A 21,134-nucleotide genomic window follows, 5' to 3' on the forward strand; every position below is an offset into this window, starting at 1 on the left:
TCCTCGAGGCAAGGAGCAAGGAATGGCCAGCGAACCCGACCGGAACGGCAAGATCGACGAGGAAGCCCTGGTAAAGCGGCAGGACGCGATGGACGCGACCGGCGGCAGCGCCGGTGGCGGCACCCACGCGGGCGCCGGACAGCCCGACGGCGGCCGCACCGACCGCGGCGTGCTGCTCAGTGGCGACGCGATGAGCAGCGTGGCCGACGCCGCCGAGGCCGCGGCACGGAGCGGCAGCGAGGAGGCGGCCGAAGCCGCGGCGCTCGGCAGCGAGGACGGTTCGCTCGCCGATGCCGCGGGAAAGCCCGGCTCCGGGCCCACTCAGGGCGAGGCGCTGGGCAGCGGGGCCGGCAAGGACGTCGGCTCGGGCACTCCGGGCGACAGCAGCGGGCTCGGCGGCGGCGGCGCGTCGCTCGATCAGGGCGGCGGGACTGGTCCGGCCGGCAGCGACCGCTAGAAGCTCAGCCCGAGCGCGGCATAGCCGTGCGCGCCGACATGGCCGGCGCTGAAGCTCGGTCCGCCCGAGACGAGCAGCGAATAGGGGCCGCCGAGTGCGGCGGTCGCGCCCAAGCCGAGGCGCGTCTCGGGCCGAGCGTCGCGGCTGTCTGGTCCTTGGTGGAAGAGCTCAGCCCCGACCGACAGCCGCTCGCCGAACTCGCGCGTGACCGCGACTCCGGCGATCCAGAAGTCGCGGTTGCCGGCCCCGGGATTGAGCTCGAACCCGCCTCCGCCGAAGACGCTCCACGGCCCGCTGTCCTTCTCCGCCCAGACGGGGAGCAGCAGCCGGATCCGGCGCCCGCCGAACGCCCGCGAGCCGGTCGGGAGGATGGCGCGGGGAAAGACTGAGAAGGCGAGCCCCTCTTTCTCGTCATGGTACAGGCGGGCCTTGATGCCGAGCTCGACATCGCTCGCACCGGCGCGAAACCGTTCCCCCGCCGCACGCGAAAACCCGAGCGGCAGGGTCGCGGTCAGTTGGACCTCCCGAAAGCCGCCATAGTTCAGGTCGACCCCCGCCGCCCCGTCGAGCGACCCTTCCGCCCGCGCGCCCGCGACGAAATTGTAAATCTCCCAATGGTGAAGTTCGGTCGGCTGCGGATCGTCGGTGTCGTAGGGCGGTCCGGCCAGCACCGGGGAGGCGAGCAGGAGCGTCAGCGCCGCCGCAGCCCGGGCCGCGGTCATCCCGCGGACGGATCGACCAGCAGCAGGCGGAAGCTGCCTGGAACCATCGGCGGCCGCTCGCCGGTCCTGGCCGCCGCGCCGTAGCTGGCGGACGGGAGATAGACGCGGCCGCTGCGCGGATCGACCGCGCCGGTCCGGGCGCCCTTGGCGGTCGATACGCGCGCCATCAGGCGGGGCAGCGCTCCGCGCGTGTCGAACACCGCCAGCGTGCCGTCGCCTCCGCTGGGAATATAGGCACGGTGGCGGGCCGGGTCGGCGAAGGCACCGTCCGGCCGAGCTCCGATCGCGGCCGAGCCGAGCGGCTTGAGGTCGGCGGCCGCGGTGAAGCGGGCGATGCCGTTGGCGCAGGCGGAGATCAGCACCCGGCCCGCCAGCGCAAGCCCGGTCGGCCCGTCGCAGCCGGGAAGCGGGGCCCGCGCGACGACAGCCACCCGGCGCGTGTCGATCTTCACCAGCTCGTTGCGGTCTTCGACGTTGACGAACAGGTGTCCGGCGCCGTCCGCCGCGGCGAGTTCGAGCGACCCGCCGACCTTGAGCGTCGCCAAGCGCCGTCCGGCCGCGGCATCAACGACGTCGATGCTGCCGTCGCCGGGAGTCATCACCCACAGCTTTTGGCTCGCCGAGTCCCAGGCGGCGGCATCGGGATCCTTCCCGGTCGGCACGCGAGCCTTGACCGCGCCGGTTCGGGTATCGAACAGCAGCAGCTCGTTGCTCTCGCCGAGCGTGGTCGCCCCGATGGTCGTCCCGGGGATCGCCAGCGCGGCATGGAGCCGCTTGCCGGCGACGAAGCCCGGAGTGACCTTCCGGGTGGCGAGATCGACCATCATCAGCCCGTCGCTGCGGGCGACGAACAGCCGGTTCGTGGCGGGGTCGACCCCGAGCAAATCCCAACCGCCGTCGGGGCCCGGGATGCTGCCGGCGAGATGGACGGGCGCGGCGGCGCTCGCAGCCAGGCTGGCGAGGGCGAGCAGGAGGGATCGGATCATGGCCGCCAGCCTAGTCGCCAGCGGCGGCGCGCCCAAGTGAAAGCTGGGTCAGATCGCCTCGACCGTCTCCACCTCGGGGACGTAGTGGCGGATCAGCCCCTCGATCCCGCGCTTCAGCGTGATCGTCGACGACGGGCACCCCGAGCAGGCGCCCTGCATGGCGAGGTAGAGCGTCCCTTCGCGATACCCGCGATAGACGATGTCGCCGCCGTCCTGAGCGACCGCGGGGCGGACCCGGGTCTCGATCAGTTCCTTGATCTGGTCGATGATGTCCGCGTCGGCAGGATCGTCCTCGAACCCGGCGTCGGCTGCGACCTGGATGCCCGCGGCGCTCGCCGGTGCGAGGATCGGTGTCCCCGAGACGAAGAAGTCGAGCAGGGTCGAGAGGATTTCCGGCTCGAGATAGCGCCAGTCGGTGCCGGGCGTGGCGGTGACCGAAACGAAGTCGCGGCCGAAGAAAACGCCCTCGACCAGCCCGCTGGCGAACAGCGCCTCGGCAAGCGGGGAGGCGGCGGCGGCCTCGGCGTCCGGGAAGTCGCGGGTGCCCGCGTCCATCACCGGGCGGCCTGGCAGGAACTTGCGGGTCGCCGGGTTAGGCGTGGCTTCGGTCTCGATCAGCATGGCGGCGATGTGGCGCCGCGCCGGGCGACAATCAAGCCGTGCAGCCGCTCCCCTGCGCGATGATCCAGCCGCTGATTGCCGCAGCGAAGGCGAGGCAGAGCACCAGCCGACCGACGCCCGCGGGCACGTTGGCGATCGTCCCGGCCGGCGCCTCGGAGCGGCCGGTGATCATCGCCCGGACAAGCTTCTTGTGGCGAGCCAGCCGATAGTAGACGATCGCCGCCAGGTGCAGCGCGATGAAGCCGAGCAGCAGGTTGAACAGCTGCGCGTGAATGCCCATCGCCAGCTCGCTGGTCTGTGAATCGACCATATTGGAGAGCGGTCCGCCGCACACGCCGTCATCGTCGACCAGGATCAGCCCGAAGCCGATCTGGGCGATCATCAGTCCGAGCAGCGCAACGACGCTCAGCGCACCCAGCGGGGTATGCCCGATCGCATGCCATCCCCGCGCGTTTCGAATATAGGCGAGCACGCCGCCCGGCCCGCGAACGAAGCTGGTGAAACGCGCGGTGGTGCTTCCCGCGACTCCCCAGAACAGCCGGAACAGGAGCAGGAACAGGATCGCGTAACCCGACCAGATGTGCCACTGCTCGTGGTGCCACTTGGCGGTGCCCCACGACCAGAAGACCAGCGCCGCGAGGGCCCAGTGGGTGATCCGGACGGGAAGGTCCCAGACGGCGACCTCGCTGGAGGTCGCCGTGGGCACGGACTCGTCAGTCGTGATCATGGTCCTCGGCGCGGAACTGCTCGTGACAGGCCTTGCAGCTCTTGCCGAGATTGCCGAACGCGGTCTTGGTCGCGGCCAGGTCGCTGCCCTTGGCCGCCGCATCGAACGCCTGGGCGGCGCCGTTGAAGTCCTTCGCCGAAGCGGCGAACTTGTCGGCCTGCTGCCAGATCTCGGCCTTGGCGCCGGTCTTGTTGCCGCTGTCGACACCGGTGCCCTTGGGGAACCAGGTCAGCACCTGCGGGGCAAGCCCGGCGATGGTCGCGGCCGAGCTGCGGACGGTGGCGATGTCGGTCGGACTGGCGTCGAGCCCGCGCTTGGCGGCCTTCATCGCGTCGGCGATCTGGTGGTACTTGGCATGGCGGTCCTTGATGATCGCCGCCGCGCGGGCCTTGTCGAGCGGCGTCGCGTCGCTGCTGGCAACCGCGTTGTTGAGCGCGGAAGAGGCCTGGGCGGCCCCGGCATTGGCGTCGGCCATCGCCTGATTGGTGCTGGTCCCCTTGTTACAGGCGGCGAGCAGCGCCAGCGCGGCGGCAGTGACGAGCAGCTTCTTCATGCGGCATCCTTCGATACGAGCGAACAACAGGTGCAGGTTGGCGCGCTAGGCGGGCGGCGTCCAGCTGTCGTCGATCATTTTGATCAGCGCCGAGAAATCCTTGGTCGCGCCGCCGCGGTCGACGAAACGCTGGTAGAGCTCCTCCGCCTCGCCGCCCATCGGGGTATAGGCACCGGCCGCCTTCGCCGCTTCCATCGCGAGCTTGAGGTCCTTCAGCATCAGCTGCGCCTGGAACCCGCCCTCATAGTCGCGGTCGGCCGGCGTTTGCGGACCCACCCCCGGAACCGGGCAGTAGCTGGTCATCGACCAGCTCTGGCCCGACGCCTTGGACGAGATGTCGTAGAAAGTCTGCAGGTCGAGCCCAAGCTTCTGCGCCAGCGCGAACGTCTCGCAGGTCGCCGCCATGGTCGCGCCGAGCAGCATGTTGTTGCAGATCTTCGCGGCTTGGCCCGCGCCCGCGTCGCCGGCGTGGATCACCGCATTGCCCATCTTCTCGAGGTAGGGGCGCGCGCGCTCGAATCCGTCGGCCGAGCCGCCGACCATGAAGGTGAGGGTGCCCCCGTCCGCCGCGGCGATTCCACCCGAGACCGGCGCGTCGACCATCGCATATCCGCCCGCCTGCGCCGCGCCTTCGACCCGCCGCGCGGTGTCGACATCGATGGTCGAGCAGTCGATCAGAATGGCGCTGGTCGGCGCCTTGCCGAGCACGTCGCGGCCGAACAGCTGCTCCACATGCCGGCCGGCGGGCAGCATGGTGATCACCGCATCGGCGTCGGTGACGGCCTCCTCGGCAGAAGCGGCGCGCTTGGCGCCTTTGCCGACCGCCCGCTCGAGCGCCGCGTCGCTGAGGTCGAAGGCGGTGACCGTTTCGCCCTTCTGCGCGAGGTTGGCGGCCATCCCGCCGCCCATGTTGCCAAGCCCGATGAATGCGACGCGCGACAAGTTGCTCTCCTTCGGCCCGGCCCTAGCGCCCGGTCCAGTTTCCTGGCCGCTTCTCGACGAAGGCGGCCATGCCTTCCTTCTGGTCCTCGCTTCCGAACAGGCCGTGGAACAGGCGCCGCTCGAAGCGGATGCCCTGCGCCAGTCCCTGCTCGAAGGCGGCGTTGACCATCTCCTTGTTGGCGATGGCGGCGAGCGGGGCCATGCCGGCGATCGTCTCGGCCGTCTTCATCGCCTCGTTCAGCAGCTCGGCCGCCGGCACCACCCGCGCCACCAATCCGGCGCGCTCGGCCTCCTCCGCACCGATCATCCGGCCGGTCAGGCACATCTCCATCGCCTTGGCCTTGCCGACCGCGTGGGTCAGCCGCTGCGACCCGCCCATGCCGGGCGTGACGCCCAGCTTGATCTCGGGCTGGCCGAACCTGGCGGTGTCCGCGGCGAGGATGAAGTCGGCCATCATCGCCACCTCGCAGCCACCGCCCAGCGCATAGCCGGCGACCGCGGCGAACCACGGCTTGCGGGTGTCGGTCACCCGCTCCCAGCCGCCGAAGAAGTTCGACGCGTACATGTCGGCAAAGCCCTGCGCCTGCATCTCCTTGATGTCGGCACCCGCGGCGAAGGCTTTCTCCGACCCGGTCAGCACCAGGCAGCGCTGGCCCTCGTCCGAGTCATAGGCGGCGAAGGCCGTGATCAGCTCCTTCAGCACCTCGCTGTTCAGTGCGTTGAGCGCCTGCGGACGGTTGAGCGTCAGCAGCGTGACGGCGCCGCGCTGCTCGACGAGGATGGTCTGGTAGTCGGTCATCGTTCCTCCTCAGGCCGCCGCGAAGGGCGTCCACTCCTCGCCGGGGTCACGCGGCTCGAACAGCGCGTCGAGCATGGCATCGTCGACCGCGTTCGGCGTGGCCGGATCCCAGCTCGGATCGCCCGTCTTGTCGATCAGCAGCGCTCGCACTCCCTCGCGGAAGTCGTGGGTGCGGACGACGTTGCAGGCGAGCGCATATTCGGCGCGCATCTCGTCGGCGAAGTCGGTCCGCGCCGCGCCCTCTCGGAGCAGGCGGAGCGAGACCTTGCACGACAGCGGGCTCTTTGACTTGAGCGTCGCCAGCTCAGTCTGTGCCCAGTCGCCGCCGTCCGCCTCGAGGCACTCGATCACCTCTTCCAACCGGTCGGAGGCGAACAGCTTGGCGATCGCCGGCAGGTTCTTCTCGATCCGGGCCTCGGGCACGGTGGCGGAAAAGGCGCCGATCGCCCCGTTCACCCGGCCCGGGCTCTTAGCAACCCGCTCGACCAGGTCCGGTAGCGACGCCTGGTCGACATAGTGGGTGGCGAGCCCGAGATAGCGGCACTCCGCGCCATCTAATCGGGCGCCGGTCAGCGCCATGAACTCGCCGACCCGGCCCGGCAGGCGCGACAGGTACCAGCCGCCTCCGACGTCGGGGAACAGCCCGATCCCGGTCTCGGGCATCGCCAGCCGCGTGTTCTCGGTCGCGACCCGGAACTTGCACGGCAGCGAGATGCCGACCCCACCCCCCATGGTGATCCCGTCCATCAGCGCGACGGTCGGCTTGGGATAGGTGAAGAGCAGGTGGTTCAGCCGATATTCTGCGAAGAAGAAGTCGCGCGCCTCCGCGCCGTCGCCTCCACCGCTTTTCGCCAGCATGACCACGTCGCCTCCAGCGCAGAAGCCGCGGCCCTCGGCGTGGTCGATCACCACCGCCTTGACCGCCGGGTCGTCGCGCCAGGCGAGCAGCGCGGCCGACATGGCGTCGCACATCTCCCGGGTGAGCGCGTGGATCGCCCGCGGCCGGTTGAGCCGGATCCGCCCGAGCGGACCCTCGATCTGGGTCAGGACGGCGTCGGTCACTGGCGCAGCATCTCGCGCGAGGTAATCATCCGCATGACCTGGTTGGTGCCCTCGAGGATCGAGTGGACCCGGAGGTCGCGCCACAACCGCTCGATCGGATAGTCCATCAGATAGCCGTAGCCGCCGTGGAGCTGCAGCGCGCGATCGGCGACGCTCGAGCCGGTGTCGGTGGCAAGCCGCTTGGCCATCGCCGCGAACTTGGTCTTGTCGGGCGCGTTGGCAGTGACCTTGGCCGCGGCGACGTAGAGCAGCCAGCGCGCCGCCTGCAACTCGGTCTCCATGTCGGCGAGCATGAACTGGGTGTTCTGGAAGTCGGCGATGGAGGTGCCGAACTGCTTCCGGTCCTTGGTATAGCGCACTGCCTGGTCGAGGCAGCGCTGCGCCCCGCCGAGCGAGCAGGCGCCGATGTTGAGCCGGCCGCCGTCCAGCCCCATCATCGCGATCCGAAAGCCTTCGCCCTCGCCGCCGACGCGGTTGACGACGGGGACTCGAACCTCGTCGAAATTGATCTGCGCGGTCGGCTGCGAATGCCAGCCGAGCTTCTTCTCCTGCGCGCCGAAGCTGACGCCCGGCATGTCCTTCTCGACGACCAGGCAGGTGATGCCCTTCGGACCCTCCTCGCCGGTGCGAACCATGGTGACGTAGATCTCGTTCTCGCCGCCGCCCGAGATGAAGGCCTTAGACCCGCTCACCACATAGTGGTCGCCGTCGCGGACCGCGCGGGTCTTGAGCGCGGCGGCGTCGGAGCCGGACGCGGGCTCGGTCAGGCAATAGCTGCCCATCCGCTCCATCGTAATCATCGATGGCAGATACTTCTGCTTGACCTCGGCCGAGCCGAACCGGTCGATCATCCACGCGGCCATGTTGTGGATCGAGATGAAGGCGCTGGTCGAGGGACAGCCATAGGCCATCGCCTCCATGATCAGCGCGGATTCGAGCCGTCCTAGGCCGATCCCGCCCGATTCCTCGGACACGTAGATGGAGCCGAAGCCGAGCTCGGCGGCCTGGCGGATCGTGTCGCGCGGGAAGATGTGCTTCTCGTCCCACTCGGCCGCGTGAGGGGTGATCTCGGCCGCGGTGAACTGCTGCGCCATTTCCTGGATCTGGCGCTGATCGTCGGTCAAATCGAACTGGTTCATCGGTCAGAGCCCCTAGCTTGGCGGCGGGGGCCTTTCCAGTGGTCCCTCAATGCTGCGCGACCAGATTATTTTGCTCGACCGGGTCGGGCGTGCTGCTGTTGCTGCTCTCGTCGGGGGGCAAGGTGACGATGTCGGGGGGCGGCTTGGCGGCCGCGTCGTTGGCGGCGACCGCGTTGCGCTCGGCCGCCGGGCGCTGGCACGCGGCGACGGCAAGGAGCAGCGGCAGGCAGGCGAGGCAGAGCGGCAGACGCGACATGGCGGGACAACGCCCTGCCGTCGGGTTGGTGGCACCGCGCGGCCGGGGCGGCGGCAGGGCGTCGCCCTTTTCGGTTGCGCTCCCCTCGGCGCTCCCTAGACGGCGTGGGCGAGGAGAGTGTTTCCATGCGTCACCCGATTGCGATCCTGGCCGTCCTTCCGCTGCTCGCCGCGGCCCCGCCGCCCGCCGCCGCCGACGCTCGGCTGCGGGCGATCGTCGCCCCGGTCAGTCCCGCGCAGCTCCGCCGCACCATCGCGACGCTGGTGAGCTTCGGCACCCGCCACACCCTCTCCAGCCAGACCGATCCGAAGCGCGGGATCGGCGCCGCGCTTGAATGGACCCGCGGCGAGTTTCAGCGCAGCTCCGCCGCCTGCGGCAACTGCCTGACGATCGTCGACCCGTCGGAAACCGTCACCGGCACTCGCATCCCGCAGCCGACCCGCATCCGCGACATGGTCGCGATCCAGCGCGGAACCGAGCGGCCGAACGACGTGGTCATCATTCAGGGGCATATCGACAGCCGGGTAACCGACGTGATGAACGCGACCTCGGACGCGCCCGGCGCCAACGACGACGGCTCGGGCACCGCGGCCGTGATCGAGGCGGCGCGGGTGCTGTCGAAGCACCGCTTCCCGGGCACCATCGTCTATGCCGCGCTGTCGGGCGAGGAGCAGGGGCTGTACGGCGGCAAGGTGCTCGCGGACTACGCCAAGGCGCAGGGCTGGAACGTTGTCACGGTCCTCAACAACGACATCATCGGGAACAGCTGCTCGTCCGACGGCGTGTGCGACAGCACGCACGCCCGCGTCCTGTCCGAAGGGCCACGCTCGCAGGGGGAGGGTGACCTTTCCAAGGCGACGCACAGCCTCGGCGGCGAGAATGACTCGCCGTCGCGCAACAGCTCGCGCTTTCTCGACACGCTGGCCGACCGGCTGAACATCGGCCTCGACGTTCGGCAGATCTGGCGGACCGACCGCTTCGGCCGCGGCGGCGATCACATCCCCTTCCTAGACCAGGGCTTCCCGGCGGCGCGGATCAGCGTCGCGGTCGAGAATTACGACTGGCAGCACCAGGACCTGAGGACCGAGGGCGGCAAGCGCTACGGCGACACGATCGATCATGTCGACTTCGCCTACTTGGCCAAGATGACCAAGCTCAACGTCGCCGCGCTCGCCGCCATTGCCAGCGCCCCGCCGCCGCCCGAGGCCAAGGTCGAGGGCGCGGTGAGCAACGACACCACATTGACCTGGACGGCCGTGCCCGGCGCCACGGGCTATGTCGTGCGCTGGCGCCGTACCGACAGCAATCATTGGGAAGAGTCGCGCAGCGTCGCAGCTGGCACGACCCGGATCGTCCTTCCCCACGTCCGTGTCGACGACTGGGTGTTCGGCGTCAGCGCGCTCGAGAATGGATGGGAAAGCCCGGTGTCGAGCGCTGTCCCCGGCGGCGCGTTCAAGCCGTGGGTGGCGCCGGCGAAGAAGTAAGAGCCGTCAACCTGACGCTGTCTCGGTGCCCAACCTTCCACTCGGACCATGGTTCGCGTAGCGGGTGGGGTGCTGAAACGAGTTCAGCATGACGGCGTAGGACAGACCGTGCCCCGCAGACCCACTCCCGGCCTTCCCACCCGCCAGCAGATCCTCGACTTCATCACCCAATCCGGCCAGCCCGCCGGCAAGCGCGAGATCGCGCGGGCGTTCGGGCTGTCGGGGCATGACAAGATCATGCTCAAGGCGCTGCTCAAGGACATGGCCGACGAGGGGCTGATCGACAGCTCGCCCGGCCGCGCCTTTCACAAGTCGGGCGGGGTGCCGCGGGTGACCGTGCTGCGGGTGGTCGAGGTGGATAGTGGGCCGGTCGCCATCCCGGAGAACTGGCAGGGCGAGGAGCCGCCGCCCAAGCTCCGCATTCTCGAGCAGGGTCGCCGCGGCGCGCTCGCGCTCAACGACCGCGTGCTGGTCCGCACCGAGGAGCGCGGGAACGGCCACGTCGCCCACCTGATGAAGAAGCTCGCCAAGTCGGCCGAGCTGGTGCTGGGTGTCGTCCATCAAGAAGGCGAGCGGTTCTGGCTCCGCCCGGTCGACAAGCGCGAGCGACGCGAGCTGCCGATCAGCGACCTCGGCGAGGCGCAGCCCGGCGATCTTGTCCTGTGCGAACCCTCGGGCCGTCCCCCCAAGATGTCTGCGCGGGTCGACGCGATCCTCGGCGACCCCTTCGCGCCGCGCAGCTTCAGCCTCATCGCGATCCACAAGCACGGCCTTCCGCACGAGTTCCGGGAGGAGACGATCGAGGAGGCCGCGCGGGTCGCCAAGCTGCCGCTCGGCGCTGACCGCGAGGACCTTCGCCACCTGCCAATCGTCGCCATCGACCCGGCCGACGCACGCGACCACGACGATGCGATCTGGGCCGAGGCGGACGGGGAGGGCGGCTGGCGCGCGATCGTCGCCATCGCCGACGTCAGCTTCTACGTCCGCTCCGGCTCGGCGCTCGACCGCGAGGCGCGGCGGCGCGGGAACAGCGTCTATTTCCCCGACCGGGTCGTCCCGATGCTGCCGCACGAGCTGTCGAGCGGCATCTGCTCGCTCAAGGCAGGGCAGGACCGGGCGGCGCTGGCCTGCCATCTCGCGATCGCGAAGGACGGAGCGGTGAAGAGCTGGCGGTTCAGCCGGGCGGTGATCCGGGTCGCCGCCAACATCGCCTACGAGGATGCGCAGGCGGCCATGGATGCACTCCTCCCCGAGACTTCTCTGGGAGGGGGACCACCGCCGCAGGCGGTGGTGGAGGGGCCTTCTCCTTCACTGACGGCGAAAGAGGCCCCTCCACCACTCGCCTCCGGCGAGCGGTCCCCCTCCCCTGCAACGGCAGGGGAGGAGCGAGTGCCCCGCGAACTCGTCGACACCGCCCTCCGTCCCCTGTGGGGCTGCTGGCGCGCCCTGCTCGCCGCGCGCACCCGCCGCGAGCCGCTGGAGCTCGACCTGCCCGAGCGGCAGATCCAGCTCGACGAGAAGGGCCGCATCCTCTCGGTCGCCCCGCGCGAGCGGCTCGATGCGCATCGGCTGGTCGAGGATTACATGATCGCCGCCAATGTCGCGGCGGCAAAGGCGCTGGAGGCGAAGAAGGCGCAGGTCATGTACCGCGTCCACGAGACGCCCAGCCGCGAGAAGCTGGTCGCGCTCAAGGACTATCTCGACACGTTCGGCATCTCCTTCGCGCTCGGCCAGGTGGTCCGCCCGGCGACCTTCAACCGGATCATCGCCGCGCTTGGCGACAGCGACGCCCGGCCCGAGATCATGGAGCAGGTGCTGCGGACCCAGACCCAGGCCCGCTACGCGCCCGACAATCTCGGCCATTTCGGGCTGGCGCTAGGGTCCTACGCCCATTTCACCTCGCCCATCCGCCGCTACGCCGACCTGCTGGTCCACCGCTCGCTGGTCCGCGCCTACAACCTCGGCGAGGGCGGGCTTTCGAACGAGGAGAGCGAGCATTTCGGCCAGATCGGCGAGAGCATCTCGATGCTCGAGCGGCGCGCGATGGAGGCGGAGCGGGAGACGATCGACCGCTATGTCGCGGCCTATCTCAGCGACCATGTAGGCGAGCTGGTCCAGTGCCGGATCACCGGGGTCCAGCCGTTCGGCTTCTTCGCGACGGTCGAGGGGCTGGGCGGCGACGGGCTGGTCCCGGCGGGCGATCTCGGCACCGAATATTATCGCTACGACGAGGCCGCGCGCGCGCTGACCGGCGAGGCGAGCGGCGACAGCTACCGTGTCGGGCAGCGGCTGACGTTGCGGCTGGTCGAGGCCAACCCGGTCAGCGGGGCGCTGCGCTTCCAGCTGCCGGAAGGAAGCTACGGCGGCGCCCGCCAGCGGCCGGAGCGCCGCGACCGGGTGCGTAGCGGCGGCATGGGCCGGCGCGGCCGCCCCGCGAACATCCGACATCAGGGTCGTAAGAAGCGCTGAAACGCGCTACGCTCTCCCGTGTCGTCGAGGGGGGCTTTGGCGTGGGCAGATTCAAACGGTGGGCCGGCTATGGCCTTGGTGGGGTGGCGGCGCTCGCCGTCGCGGGCACGGCGTTCGTCTGGTTCGGATCGGAGCGGGCGCTTGCCGCCGGGGAGCCAGCCACGCCCGAGCATCTCGTCCGACCCTCTCCCGCGATGCTCGCCAACGCGAGCCGGCTTGCCCATGTCTATGCCTGCTACGATTGCCACGGCGACCGGCTGCAGGGCGCCAAGTTCTTCGACCAGGCGGGCGTCGCCACCCTGTGGGGGCCCAACCTTACCCGCCTCGCCGCGCGGTCGAGCGACCAGCAGCTCGCCGCCGCGATCCGGCAGGGGATCGGCACCGACGGGCGAGCGCTGTTCGGCATGCCCTCGCACAGCTACGCCAGCTTCTCCGACGCGGAGGTGGCGACGATGATCGCCGCGATCCGTGCCGAGCCGGTCGGCGGCCCGGAGCGGCCGGCGCGGTCGCTGGGTCCGCTCGGCCGTTTCGGCATCGCCACCGGCAAGTTCAACTCGGCCCCGGTCCGGCGGACCGCCTATCTCGCCAATCCGCCCGCCGATCTGGGACCGCAGCACGCGGCGGGGCGGGCGATCGCCATGCACATCTGCGCCGACTGCCACGGCTCGGACCTCAAGGGCGGCGAGGCGGGACCGGACCTCAAGGGCCCGGACCTCGCGATCGCCGGGGCCTACGACCTGCCCGGCTTCACCCGGCTGATGCGCACCGGGGTGCCCGCCTCGGGCCGCGAGCTTAGGATGATGAGCGGCGTGTCGCGCACCGCATTTAGCCACATGACTGACGCCGAGATCGCCAGCCTGCACGGATACCTGGTCGCGCTTGCGCAGCGCTAGGAACCCGCCTCCCGCCGGCGGGTTCAAGGGCGCATGCCCAACCACAAGATTGCCATCGTCGTCGGTTCGATCCGGACCGGCTCGCTCAACCGCAAGGTCGCCCGGGCGATGTGCGCCCATTCGGACGCGCTCGACTGCCACATCGTCGAGATCGCCGACCTGCCGATGTACGATCCCAACCTCGACGGCGCCGAGCAGCCCGAGCCCTGGCAGCGCTTCCGCCGCGAGATCGCCGAAGCGGACGGCGTGCTGTTCGTTACCCCCGAGTACAACCGCTCGATCCCCGGCGTGCTCAAGAACGCGATCGACGTCGGTTCGCGCCCCTACGGCAAAAGCTGCTTCGCCAAGAAGCCGGCAGCGATCGTCACCGCCTCGCCCGGCGCGCTCGGCGGGTTCGGGTGCAACCACCAGCTGCGCCAGTGCTGCGTCTTTCTCGACATGCCGGTGATGGCGCAGCCGGAGGCCTATCTCGGCGGGGTCAAGGACGACAAGTTCGGCGAAGACGGCTCGATCACTGACCCGGCGCTGGACAAGCTTCTGCACAGCCTCGGCACCGCTTTCGCCGGCTGGGTCGGGATGATCCGCGCGGGCCGCGACGCGCTCGCCCCCGACTCGGCCGGAAGCAGCGGCAACTGAGCCTTCCCTCAACATGACCGGCCCTTGCGAGCCCGTTCGTGCCTCGCTAGGGGCGGGTCAAGAATTCAACGGAGGAATACCATGAGCGAGACTGCCGATCGGGTGAAGAAGATCGTCGTCGAACACCTCGGCGTGGACGCCGACAAGGTGACTGAGGAGGCGAGCTTCATCGACGATCTGGGCGCCGACAGCCTCGACATCGTCGAATTGGTGATGGCGTTCGAGGAAGAATTCGGGGTCGAGATTCCGGACGATGCCGCCGAGAAGATCACCACCGTCAAGGACGCGATCGACTATATCGACCAGCACCAGAGCTGACGGCCTGGTCGCCGCCTAGCTGAACGCCAGATAGGCGGCTCGAACGGCTTCCCGGTTCCCCGGGGGGCCGTTCTGCATTTGAGGGGAGTTTTGATGCGCCGAATTGTGGTCACCGGTCTGGGCCTCGTCACGCCGCTGGGCGGGGACGTCGAGACGAGCTGGAAGAACATCCTTGCCGCCCGGAGCGGGGCGGGCCTGATCACCAAGTTCGATGCGTCCAACCAGAAGTGCCGCATCGCCTGCGAGGTGAAGCCCAAGGACCATGAATATGGGTTCGATCCGGACAAGCGGGTCGACCACAAGGTCCAGCGCCAGGTCGACCCGTTCATCGTGTTCGGGATCGATGCGGCGGGGCAGGCGATTGAGGACGCCGGGCTGGCCGACATGCCGGAAGAGATGCGGCTGATGGCCGGCTGCTCGATCGGCTCGGGGATCGGCGGCCTGCCGGGGATTGAGAGCGAGTCGATCGTGCTCCACGAGCGCGGGCCGGGGCGCGTCTCGCCCCACTTCGTCCATGGCCGGCTGATCAACCTCATCTCGGGCCAGGTCTCGATCAAGTACGGGCTGATGGGGCCGAACCATGCGGTCGTCACCGCCTGCTCGACCGGCGCCCACTCGATCGGCGACGCGGCGCGGATGATCCGCGACGGCGACGCTGACATCATGCTCGCGGGCGGCGCCGAGGCGACCATCTGCCCGATCGGGATCGCCGGCTTCGCCCAGGCGCGCGCGCTCAGCACCAACTTCAACGACCAGCCGGAGAAGGCCTCGCGTCCCTACGACAAGGATCGCGACGGCTTCGTCATGGGCGAGGGCGCGGGTGTGGTGGTGCTCGAGGAATATGAGCACGCCAAGAAGCGCGGCGCCAAGATCTATGCCGAGGTGGTCGGCTACGGCCTGTCGGGCGATGCCTACCACGTCACCGCGCCGCATCCGGAAGGGTCGGGCGCGTTCCGTTCGATGCAGATGGCGATGCGCAAGTCGGGGATCGACCTCGGCGACATCGACTATATCAACGCCCACGGCACCTCGACCCCGCTCGGCGACGAGCTGGAGCTGGGCGCCGTCCGCAAGCTGTTCGGCAACAACATCGCCAACCTCAGCATGAGCTCGACCAAGTCGGCGATCGGGCACCTGCTCGGCGGCGCCGGGGCAGTCGAAAGCATCTTCTGCATCCTCGCCATGCGCGACCAGATCGTCCCGCCGACGCTCAACCTCGACAATCCGAGCGAGGGCACCGCGGGCGTCGACCTCGTCCCGCACACCGCCAAGGAGCGGAAGGTCAAGGCCGTGCTCAACAACAGCTTCGGCTTCGGCGGGACCAACGCCAGCCTGGTGATGAAGGCGGTCGACTAGCCTCGTGATCCGCAGGGCGCTCCTCGGCATCGTCGCGCTGGGCGTCCTTGCGGCGCTCGCCGGCTACTGGCTCCTGTGGGCCGGCGGCGGCGCGGCGAGCGCGCAGACCATCGTGGTCGAGGAGGGGGCGACGCTGATCCGGCTCTGCCCGGGGCTGGAGCGCAAGCATCTCATCCCCGGCAGTTGCACCACCTATCGAGGCATGGCGCGGCTGTTCGGGGCCAAGGACCCGGTCCAGGCCGGCGAGTTCGAGATCCCGGCCCACACCGGCGGGGCGAAGCTGCTCGACCTGCTCCAGCACGGCCGCCCGGTGCAGCGGCTGGTGACCGTCCCCGAGGGCACGCCGTCGATCGTCGTCCAGGAAAAGGTCGCGGCGGTGCCCTATCTCACCGGCGCGGCGCCACTTCCACCCGAGGGAAGCGTGCTCCCCGATAGCTACGGCTTCCAGCGCGGGGAGACCCGCGCGGCGCTGGTCGGGCGAATGCAGGCGGCGATGAGCCGCGAGCTCAACGCCCTATGGAAGAAACGCACCACCAATTGCCCGGTGGCGACCAAGGATCAGGCGCTGACGCTCGCCTCGATCGTCGAGAAGGAGACCGGCAAGCCGTCCGAGCGGCGGCTAGTCGCCGGGGTCTACTGCAACCGGCTGAAGATCGGGATGAAGCTGGATGCCGACCCGACCGTCATCTACCCGATCACCAAGGGCAAGCCGCTCGGGCGGCGGATCCTGCGGTCGGAGCTGAACGCGGTCACCGGCTACAACACCTACCGCGAGCCCGGGCTGCCACAGGGGCCGATCGCAAATCCCGGCAAGCTCAGCATCGCCGCGGTGCTCGATCCGGCGCCGACCAAGGCGCTCTACTTCGTCGCCGACGGCACCGGCGGGCACGTCTTTGCCGACACGCTCGAGCAGCATCAGGCGAATGTCGCGAAATGGTATGCCATCCGCCGCCAGCGCGGCGAGATGTAGCTCAGGCGCCGAGCGTCTCTTCCCGCACATAGCCGACGCGCCGCTCGTCGCCGGCATAGCCCCAGGCCCACCCAAGGGTGCAGTCGAGCATCGCGAAGGCAGTTCCGGGCTCGAGACGGGCGAGCAGCTCGCCGTCGCCGCTCGCCGCCCCGCGCAGGGCGGTCGCGGCAGTCACCCGGCGGGCGAGGGGCTCGGCATAATGGGAAGCGATGACCCGGCCGGCCAGCGCCACGTCGGCGAGGTCCTTGCGGAAGGCGTGGGTCGCTGGATCCGGCAGATCCGACGGCCCCGCCAGCGCGAAGCTCCTAGCGGTGAGCGTGGGCGAGCTGGCTGAGAGCCGGTCGTCGCGAGGGGCTGTCTTCGCCCTCGCGAAGGTTGCGCTTGAACCCTTCAAGAAATTCCGCCCCATCGCTGGTCCGAACGACGAACACATTCCGTCGGTCGTCCTGGTCTCGTTCGCGGCGCAGATAGCCGAGCCCGCCCAGCGTGTTCAAGGCGCGGGTAACGACGGGTTTCGAAACGCCCAGCATTCGGGCGAGGCCGCGCACGGTATGCGGGCCCGGGGACAAGTATACGATCAGCAATAGTGCCATCTGGCGATTGGTGAGATCCGGCTCGCCTGACCGCACGTAGCCGATCAGCGCGCGCATCCACGCATTTAGCGAGACGTCGCTCATATCGGCCGCACACTCCTATGACGCGTTTGCCTCCGTTAACCGGCAAATGACTGAATCGTTGCGTCATCGAAGAGAAAAATGCCCGCTTATGTCCGTTAAGCGACACTGCTCGTTTGCGGATGGCAACGTTTGGCAAGCATCGCCAGCATGGCGCGAAGCCCCATCGCGTCGCCGCCCTTGGGCCGGCCCGGCTTCGCCGCGGGGCGCCAGGCGAACACGTCGAGGTGGACCCAAGGGGTCGCCTCCGGCACGAAGCGGCGGAGGAAGAGGGCGGCGGTGACCGACCCGGCGAACGGGCTGTCGCCGCTGTTCGCCATGTCGGCGATGTCCGATTTCAGCATGTCGTCATAGCCGTCCCACAGCGGCATCCGCCACAGCGGGTCGTCCTGCTCGCCCGCCGCCGCGAGCAATTGGCTGGCGAGCTCCTCGTCGTTGACGAAGGTCGCGGGCAGGTCCGGGCCGAGCGCGACCCGCGCCGCCCCGGTGAGGGTCGCAAGGTCGATGACCAGTGCCGGCGCCTCCTCGCCCGCGCGGGTGATCGCGTCGGCCAGCACCAGCCGACCCTCGGCGTCGGTGTTGTCGACCTCGACCGTCTTGCCGGCGCGGCTGATCAGCACGTCGCCGGGACGGAAGGCATTGCCGCCGACGCTGTTCTCGACCGCCGGGATCAGGAGGTGGAGCCGGAGCGGCAGCCGCGCGCCGATCACCAGCCGCGTCAGTGCCAGCGCATGCGCCGCGCCGCCCATGTCCTTCTTCATCAGCCGCATCCCGCTCGCCGGCTTGAGGTCGAGCCCGCCGGTGTCGAAGCAGACGCCCTTGCCGACGATCGCCACCCGCGGGTTGCGCGCGTCGCCCCATTCGAGCTCGATCAGCCGCGGCGCATGCTCGCGCGCCGCGGCGCGGCCGACCGCGTGAATCATCGGATAGTCGGTTTCCAGGCTGTCGCCCGCGGTGACCCGGAACTCGGCCCCGGCCTCGTCGGCCAGCGACCGCGCCGCCGCCTCGAGCGCACCCGGCCCCATGTCGGCGGCGGGCGTGTTGACCAGCTCGCGCACCAGCGCGGTCGCCTCCGCCTCGCGGACGATCGCGCCGATCGCGGCGGGCTGGTCGGTGAGGAGGACGCGGCCGCCGCGCTCCTCCTCGGGCTTGGAGCGGTAACGGTCGAAGCGGTGCTGGGCGAGCAGCCAGCCGAGCCCCGCCGCGCCCGCCCTGCCTCCGCTCAGCCGCCAGTTGCCCGCGGGAAGACGGTCGGCCGCGGCAGCGAGGCACCAGGGCGTCAGCCTTGCCGGGTCGGCGACCGCAAGCACGGCCTCGACCCGCTCGCCCGCCGGCAGCAGCGCCAGCGTCCCCGCCGCCTTGCCGTCGAACCGCTGCGCCTCGAGCAGCGCGCGATGTTCCGCCGGCCGGCCCTTGAGCCAGGTGTCGAATCCGGCGGAGTCGACGAGGTGGAGGGTGGAGGCGGGCTGGCCACGGTCGGGCTGGAGGAGGTCGGCGAAGCGGGTCATCGCCTCGTCCTAGTCCGGCGGCGGCGGCCGCGAAAGCCGCTCCTCGTAGCCGCTCCCCCCTTGTGCGCGCGCCGCGCCGACCCAGATGGCGCTCAACCCCCGACAAGCAGGTGACCAGAAATGAGCGGACCCAAATTGTTCGAGCCGATGGAAGTGGGGCGCCTGACCCTCGACAACCGGATCGTGATCGCCCCGATGTGCCAGTACTCGGCCGAGGACGGGCGCATGACCGACTGGCATAGCGTCCATCTCGGCCACCTCGCGCTGTCGGGCGCCGGGCTGCTGACGATCGAGGCGACCGCGGTGCTACCCGAGGGGCGGATCAGCTACGGCGACGTCGGCCTGTGGGACGACGGCTGCGAGGCGGCGATGGAGACCGTGCTGGAGACGGTCCGGCGCTGGTCGCCGATCCCGGTCGGGATCCAGCTCGCCCATGCCGGGCGCAAGGCCTCGACCGACCTGCCGTGGCATGGCGGCGCGCAAATCGCTCCCACCGACCCGAACGGGTGGCAGACGGTGGCGCCCTCCGCCCTGCCGTTCGAGGCGGCGGAGAACGCCCCGCTGGCGCTCGACCGCGCCGGCATGGACCGGGTTCGCGACGGCTTCGTCGATGCCGCCCGCCGCTCGGTCCGGCTCGGGCTCGACCTCGTCCAGCTGCACGGCGCGCACGGCTATCTCATCCACCAGTTCCTCTCACCGCTGTCGAACCGGCGCGACGATGACTATGGCGGCAGTCTCGACAACCGGATGCGCTTCCCGCTCGAGCTCTTCGACGCGGTAAAGGCGGTGCTCGGCGAGATTCCGCTGACGATGCGCGTCTCGGGCACCGACTGGGTCGAGGGCGGCTGGACGATCGAGGAAACGATCGCGTTCGCCCGCGTGCTCGAGCAGCGGGGCTGCGCCGGCATCCATGTCTCGAGCGGCGGGCTCGATCCCCGCCAGGCCATCCCGGTCGGTCCCAACTACCAGGTTCCGCTCGCCCGTGCCATCCGGCAGGCGGTCGGCATTCCGGTCGTCGCGGTGGGGATGATCACCGAACCCGAGCAGGCCGAGGCGATCGTCGGCACCGGCGACGCCGACGCCATCGCGCTCGCCCGCGCCATCCTCTACGATCCGCGCTGGCCGTGGCACGCCGCCGCGGCCCTCGGCGCCCGGGTGCGGGCGCCCGACCAGTATCTGCGCAGCCAGCCGCGCCAGTACAAGGCGCTGTTCGACTTGCCCCGAAGCGCGGAGGATTAGCCGCCGGCGACCATGGTCAACAGCATGAAACCGCTCGCCGCCGCCATGACGAGCGTCGCCGCCCAGCCCAGCGTCAGCAGCAGCGGCACGGCGGTGAAGCGGCCCATCACCTTGCGGCTGTGGACCACCACCATCATCGCCGCCATCAGCGGGACCGCCGCCAGCCCGTTCAGCACCGCGCTCCAGAAGAGCGCCTTGATCGGGTCGAGCCCCGACCAGTCCATCACCACCCCGGCGAGGGTGGCGACGACGATGATCGCGTAGAAGCGCTTGGCCTGCCGGGGGTGGAGCTCGAGCCCGGTCTTCCATCCACGGGCCTCGCTGACCGCGAAGGCGGCGGAGCCGGCCAGCACCGGGATGGCGAGCAGGCCGACCCCGATGATCCCGAGCGCGAACAGGCCGAAGGCATAGCGCCCGGCGATCGGGCGGAGCGCCGCGGCGGCGTCGGCCGCCGTGTCGATCCGCGCCGCCCCGTGCGCATGGATCGTCGCCGCCGTCGCCAGCATGATCGCCAGCGCGACGAGGTTGGAGAAGGCCATGCCCAGCAGCGTGTCGAGCCGCATCCGGCGGTACTGATCCTCCGCCTCGCGCGGGTGGCGCTTCAGCGGGTGTTGGCCTGGATGGTCGGCGATCTCCTCGGCTTCCTGTGAGCTCTGCCAGAAGAAGAGGTAGGGGCTGATCGTCGTCCCAAACACCGCGACCACGGTGGTGATCGCGTCCTTTCCGTAATTCTCCGGCACGAACATCCCGCGCAGTGCTGCGTCACGATCGAGATGGACCATCAGCAGCACCCCGACATAGGCGAACAGGCTGAGCGTCAGCCACTTCAGCACGCGGGAATAATGATGGTAGGGCAGGAACAGCTGGAGCGCGGTGCTGAGCAGCGCGAAACCGATCACGAACAAATGCTGCCCGCCCCCGACGACCAGCTGCAGCGCTGCCGCCATCGCGGCGAGATCGGCGCCGATGTTGACCGTGTTTGCGACCACAAGGATCCCGACCAGCGTCATCACCAGCCAGCGCGGGATGACCCGGTGGAGGTTCTTGGCCAGCCCGCAGCCGGTGACCCGCCCGATGTGCGCGCTGACCAGCTGCACCGCGCTCATCAGCGGGTAGGTCAGGACCATCGTCCACAGCAGCCCGTAGCCGAACTCGGCGCCGGCCTGCGAGTAAGTGGCGATTCCACTGGGATCGTCGTCCGCCGCGCCGGTGACCACGCCGGGCCCGAGCCGCTCGACCGCGCGGGTGAAGCGGGTCTTCCAGCGCTCGCGCATCAGGCGGCCCGGCGCCGACCCCGCGCTGTCCCCGCCGTCCGCGAGGACG

General features: G+C 69.9%; 22 protein-coding genes and 1 pseudogene. 9 read left to right on the forward strand and 14 right to left on the reverse strand.

Annotated features, from left to right (window positions below; all coding sequences use genetic code 11):
• Positions 1 to 22 precede the first annotated feature (22 nt).
• Positions 23 to 457, forward strand: a complete 435-nt coding sequence (locus tag HMF7854_RS06030) for a hypothetical protein (RefSeq protein WP_126718267.1) — start codon at positions 23 to 25, stop codon at positions 455 to 457.
• On the opposite strand, the gene HMF7854_RS06035 is transcribed toward HMF7854_RS06030, so the two are convergent.
• From HMF7854_RS06035 to HMF7854_RS06080, 10 genes and pseudogenes are all read right to left on the reverse strand, one after another.
• Positions 454 to 1,179, reverse strand: coding sequence for a hypothetical protein (locus HMF7854_RS06035; protein ID WP_126718268.1), 726 nt, complete (start codon positions 1,177 to 1,179; stop codon positions 454 to 456). The genes HMF7854_RS06030 and HMF7854_RS06035 overlap by 4 nt on opposite strands.
• Positions 1,176 to 2,165: a YncE family protein gene (locus HMF7854_RS06040; RefSeq protein WP_126718269.1), complete on the reverse strand. Its 990-nt coding sequence runs from the start codon at positions 2,163 to 2,165 to the stop codon at positions 1,176 to 1,178. The genes HMF7854_RS06035 and HMF7854_RS06040 overlap by 4 nt, the downstream gene beginning before the upstream one ends.
• Before the next feature lie 48 nt (positions 2,166 to 2,213).
• Positions 2,214 to 2,786, reverse strand: a complete 573-nt coding sequence (locus HMF7854_RS06045; protein ID WP_126718270.1) for a NifU family protein — start codon at positions 2,784 to 2,786, stop codon at positions 2,214 to 2,216.
• 31 nt (positions 2,787 to 2,817) lie between these two features.
• Positions 2,818 to 3,513 (reverse strand): cytochrome b/b6 domain-containing protein, encoded by a 696-nt coding sequence (locus HMF7854_RS06050; protein ID WP_185829181.1) that lies wholly within the window; start codon positions 3,511 to 3,513, stop codon positions 2,818 to 2,820.
• Positions 3,500 to 4,066 carry a c-type cytochrome gene (locus tag HMF7854_RS06055; protein WP_126718272.1) on the reverse strand — a complete coding sequence of 189 codons (567 nt, stop codon included), beginning with the start codon at positions 4,064 to 4,066 and terminating at the stop codon, positions 3,500 to 3,502. The genes HMF7854_RS06050 and HMF7854_RS06055 overlap by 14 nt, the downstream gene beginning before the upstream one ends.
• A gap of 45 nt (positions 4,067 to 4,111) precedes the next feature.
• Positions 4,112 to 5,011: pseudogene (gene mmsB / locus HMF7854_RS06060) on the reverse strand (3-hydroxyisobutyrate dehydrogenase); the annotation flags it as partial.
• Between the two features lie 19 nt (positions 5,012 to 5,030).
• Positions 5,031 to 5,807, reverse strand: a complete 777-nt coding sequence (locus HMF7854_RS06065) for an enoyl-CoA hydratase (RefSeq protein WP_126718274.1) — start codon at positions 5,805 to 5,807, stop codon at positions 5,031 to 5,033.
• 9 nt (positions 5,808 to 5,816) lie between these two features.
• The gene (locus HMF7854_RS06070; RefSeq protein ID WP_126718275.1) at positions 5,817 to 6,869 is read right to left on the reverse strand and encodes an enoyl-CoA hydratase/isomerase family protein; all 1,053 of its coding nucleotides are present in this window, start codon (positions 6,867 to 6,869) and stop codon (positions 5,817 to 5,819) included.
• Positions 6,866 to 8,008, reverse strand: coding sequence for an acyl-CoA dehydrogenase family protein (locus HMF7854_RS06075; RefSeq protein ID WP_126718276.1), 1,143 nt, complete (start codon positions 8,006 to 8,008; stop codon positions 6,866 to 6,868). Before HMF7854_RS06075 ends, HMF7854_RS06070 begins: the two co-directional genes overlap by 4 nt.
• 46 nt (positions 8,009 to 8,054) lie before the next feature.
• Complete coding sequence (locus tag HMF7854_RS06080) at positions 8,055 to 8,264, reverse strand: hypothetical protein (RefSeq protein WP_126718277.1); 210 nt, start codon at positions 8,262 to 8,264, stop codon at positions 8,055 to 8,057.
• A gap of 125 nt (positions 8,265 to 8,389) precedes the next feature.
• On the opposite strand from HMF7854_RS06080, the gene HMF7854_RS06085 reads away from it, so the two are divergent.
• From HMF7854_RS06085 to mltG, 7 genes are all read left to right on the forward strand, one after another.
• Positions 8,390 to 9,748: a M28 family metallopeptidase gene (locus tag HMF7854_RS06085; protein ID WP_126718278.1), complete on the forward strand. Its 1,359-nt coding sequence runs from the start codon at positions 8,390 to 8,392 to the stop codon at positions 9,746 to 9,748.
• Between the two features lie 48 nt (positions 9,749 to 9,796).
• Positions 9,797 to 12,217, forward strand: a complete 2,421-nt coding sequence (locus HMF7854_RS06090) for a ribonuclease R family protein (protein ID WP_126718279.1) — start codon at positions 9,797 to 9,799, stop codon at positions 12,215 to 12,217.
• 41 nt (positions 12,218 to 12,258) lie between these two features.
• Positions 12,259 to 13,110: a c-type cytochrome gene (locus HMF7854_RS06095; RefSeq protein ID WP_126718280.1), complete on the forward strand. Its 852-nt coding sequence runs from the start codon at positions 12,259 to 12,261 to the stop codon at positions 13,108 to 13,110.
• Positions 13,111 to 13,143: 33 nt separating this feature from the next.
• Entirely contained in the window at positions 13,144 to 13,746 is a 603-nt protein-coding gene (locus HMF7854_RS06100; protein ID WP_126718281.1) for an NADPH-dependent FMN reductase, read from the forward strand.
• A gap of 81 nt (positions 13,747 to 13,827) precedes the next feature.
• Entirely contained in the window at positions 13,828 to 14,064 is a 237-nt protein-coding gene (locus HMF7854_RS06105; protein ID WP_126718282.1) for an acyl carrier protein, read from the forward strand.
• A 93-nt stretch (positions 14,065 to 14,157) separates the two neighbouring features.
• Positions 14,158 to 15,420, forward strand: a complete 1,263-nt coding sequence (fabF, locus tag HMF7854_RS06110; protein WP_126718283.1) for a beta-ketoacyl-ACP synthase II — start codon at positions 14,158 to 14,160, stop codon at positions 15,418 to 15,420.
• A gap of 4 nt (positions 15,421 to 15,424) precedes the next feature.
• Complete coding sequence (gene mltG / locus HMF7854_RS06115) at positions 15,425 to 16,390, forward strand: endolytic transglycosylase MltG (protein WP_126718284.1); 966 nt, start codon at positions 15,425 to 15,427, stop codon at positions 16,388 to 16,390.
• Position 16,391: 1 nt separating this feature from the next.
• Here the strand turns inward: mltG and HMF7854_RS06120 are convergent, their stop codons facing one another.
• The 3 genes from HMF7854_RS06120 to HMF7854_RS06130 all read right to left on the reverse strand — a co-directional run bounded on the left by HMF7854_RS06120 (position 16,392) and on the right by HMF7854_RS06130 (position 18,572).
• Entirely contained in the window at positions 16,392 to 16,622 is a 231-nt protein-coding gene (locus HMF7854_RS06120; protein ID WP_126718285.1) for an SH3 domain-containing protein, read from the reverse strand.
• 73 nt (positions 16,623 to 16,695) lie between these two features.
• Positions 16,696 to 17,040 carry a MarR family transcriptional regulator gene (locus tag HMF7854_RS06125; protein ID WP_126720094.1) on the reverse strand — a complete coding sequence of 115 codons (345 nt, stop codon included), beginning with the start codon at positions 17,038 to 17,040 and terminating at the stop codon, positions 16,696 to 16,698.
• A gap of 122 nt (positions 17,041 to 17,162) precedes the next feature.
• Complete coding sequence (locus tag HMF7854_RS06130) at positions 17,163 to 18,572, reverse strand: leucyl aminopeptidase family protein (protein ID WP_126718286.1); 1,410 nt, start codon at positions 18,570 to 18,572, stop codon at positions 17,163 to 17,165.
• 120 nt (positions 18,573 to 18,692) lie between these two features.
• Here HMF7854_RS06130 and HMF7854_RS06135 point away from each other — a divergent pair, with 120 nt between their 5' ends.
• Positions 18,693 to 19,811 (forward strand): NADH:flavin oxidoreductase/NADH oxidase, encoded by a 1,119-nt coding sequence (locus tag HMF7854_RS06135; RefSeq protein WP_126718287.1) that lies wholly within the window; start codon positions 18,693 to 18,695, stop codon positions 19,809 to 19,811.
• On the opposite strand, the gene HMF7854_RS06140 is transcribed toward HMF7854_RS06135, so the two are convergent.
• The gene (locus HMF7854_RS06140) at positions 19,808 to 21,085 is read right to left on the reverse strand and encodes an NRAMP family divalent metal transporter (protein ID WP_126718288.1); all 1,278 of its coding nucleotides are present in this window, start codon (positions 21,083 to 21,085) and stop codon (positions 19,808 to 19,810) included. The two genes, HMF7854_RS06135 and HMF7854_RS06140, sit on opposite strands and share 4 nt — an antisense overlap.
• Positions 21,086 to 21,134 lie beyond the last annotated feature (49 nt).

The organism is Sphingomonas ginkgonis (genome assembly GCF_003970925.1).
GTDB classification, from domain to species: domain Bacteria; phylum Pseudomonadota; class Alphaproteobacteria; order Sphingomonadales; family Sphingomonadaceae; genus Sphingomicrobium; species Sphingomicrobium ginkgonis.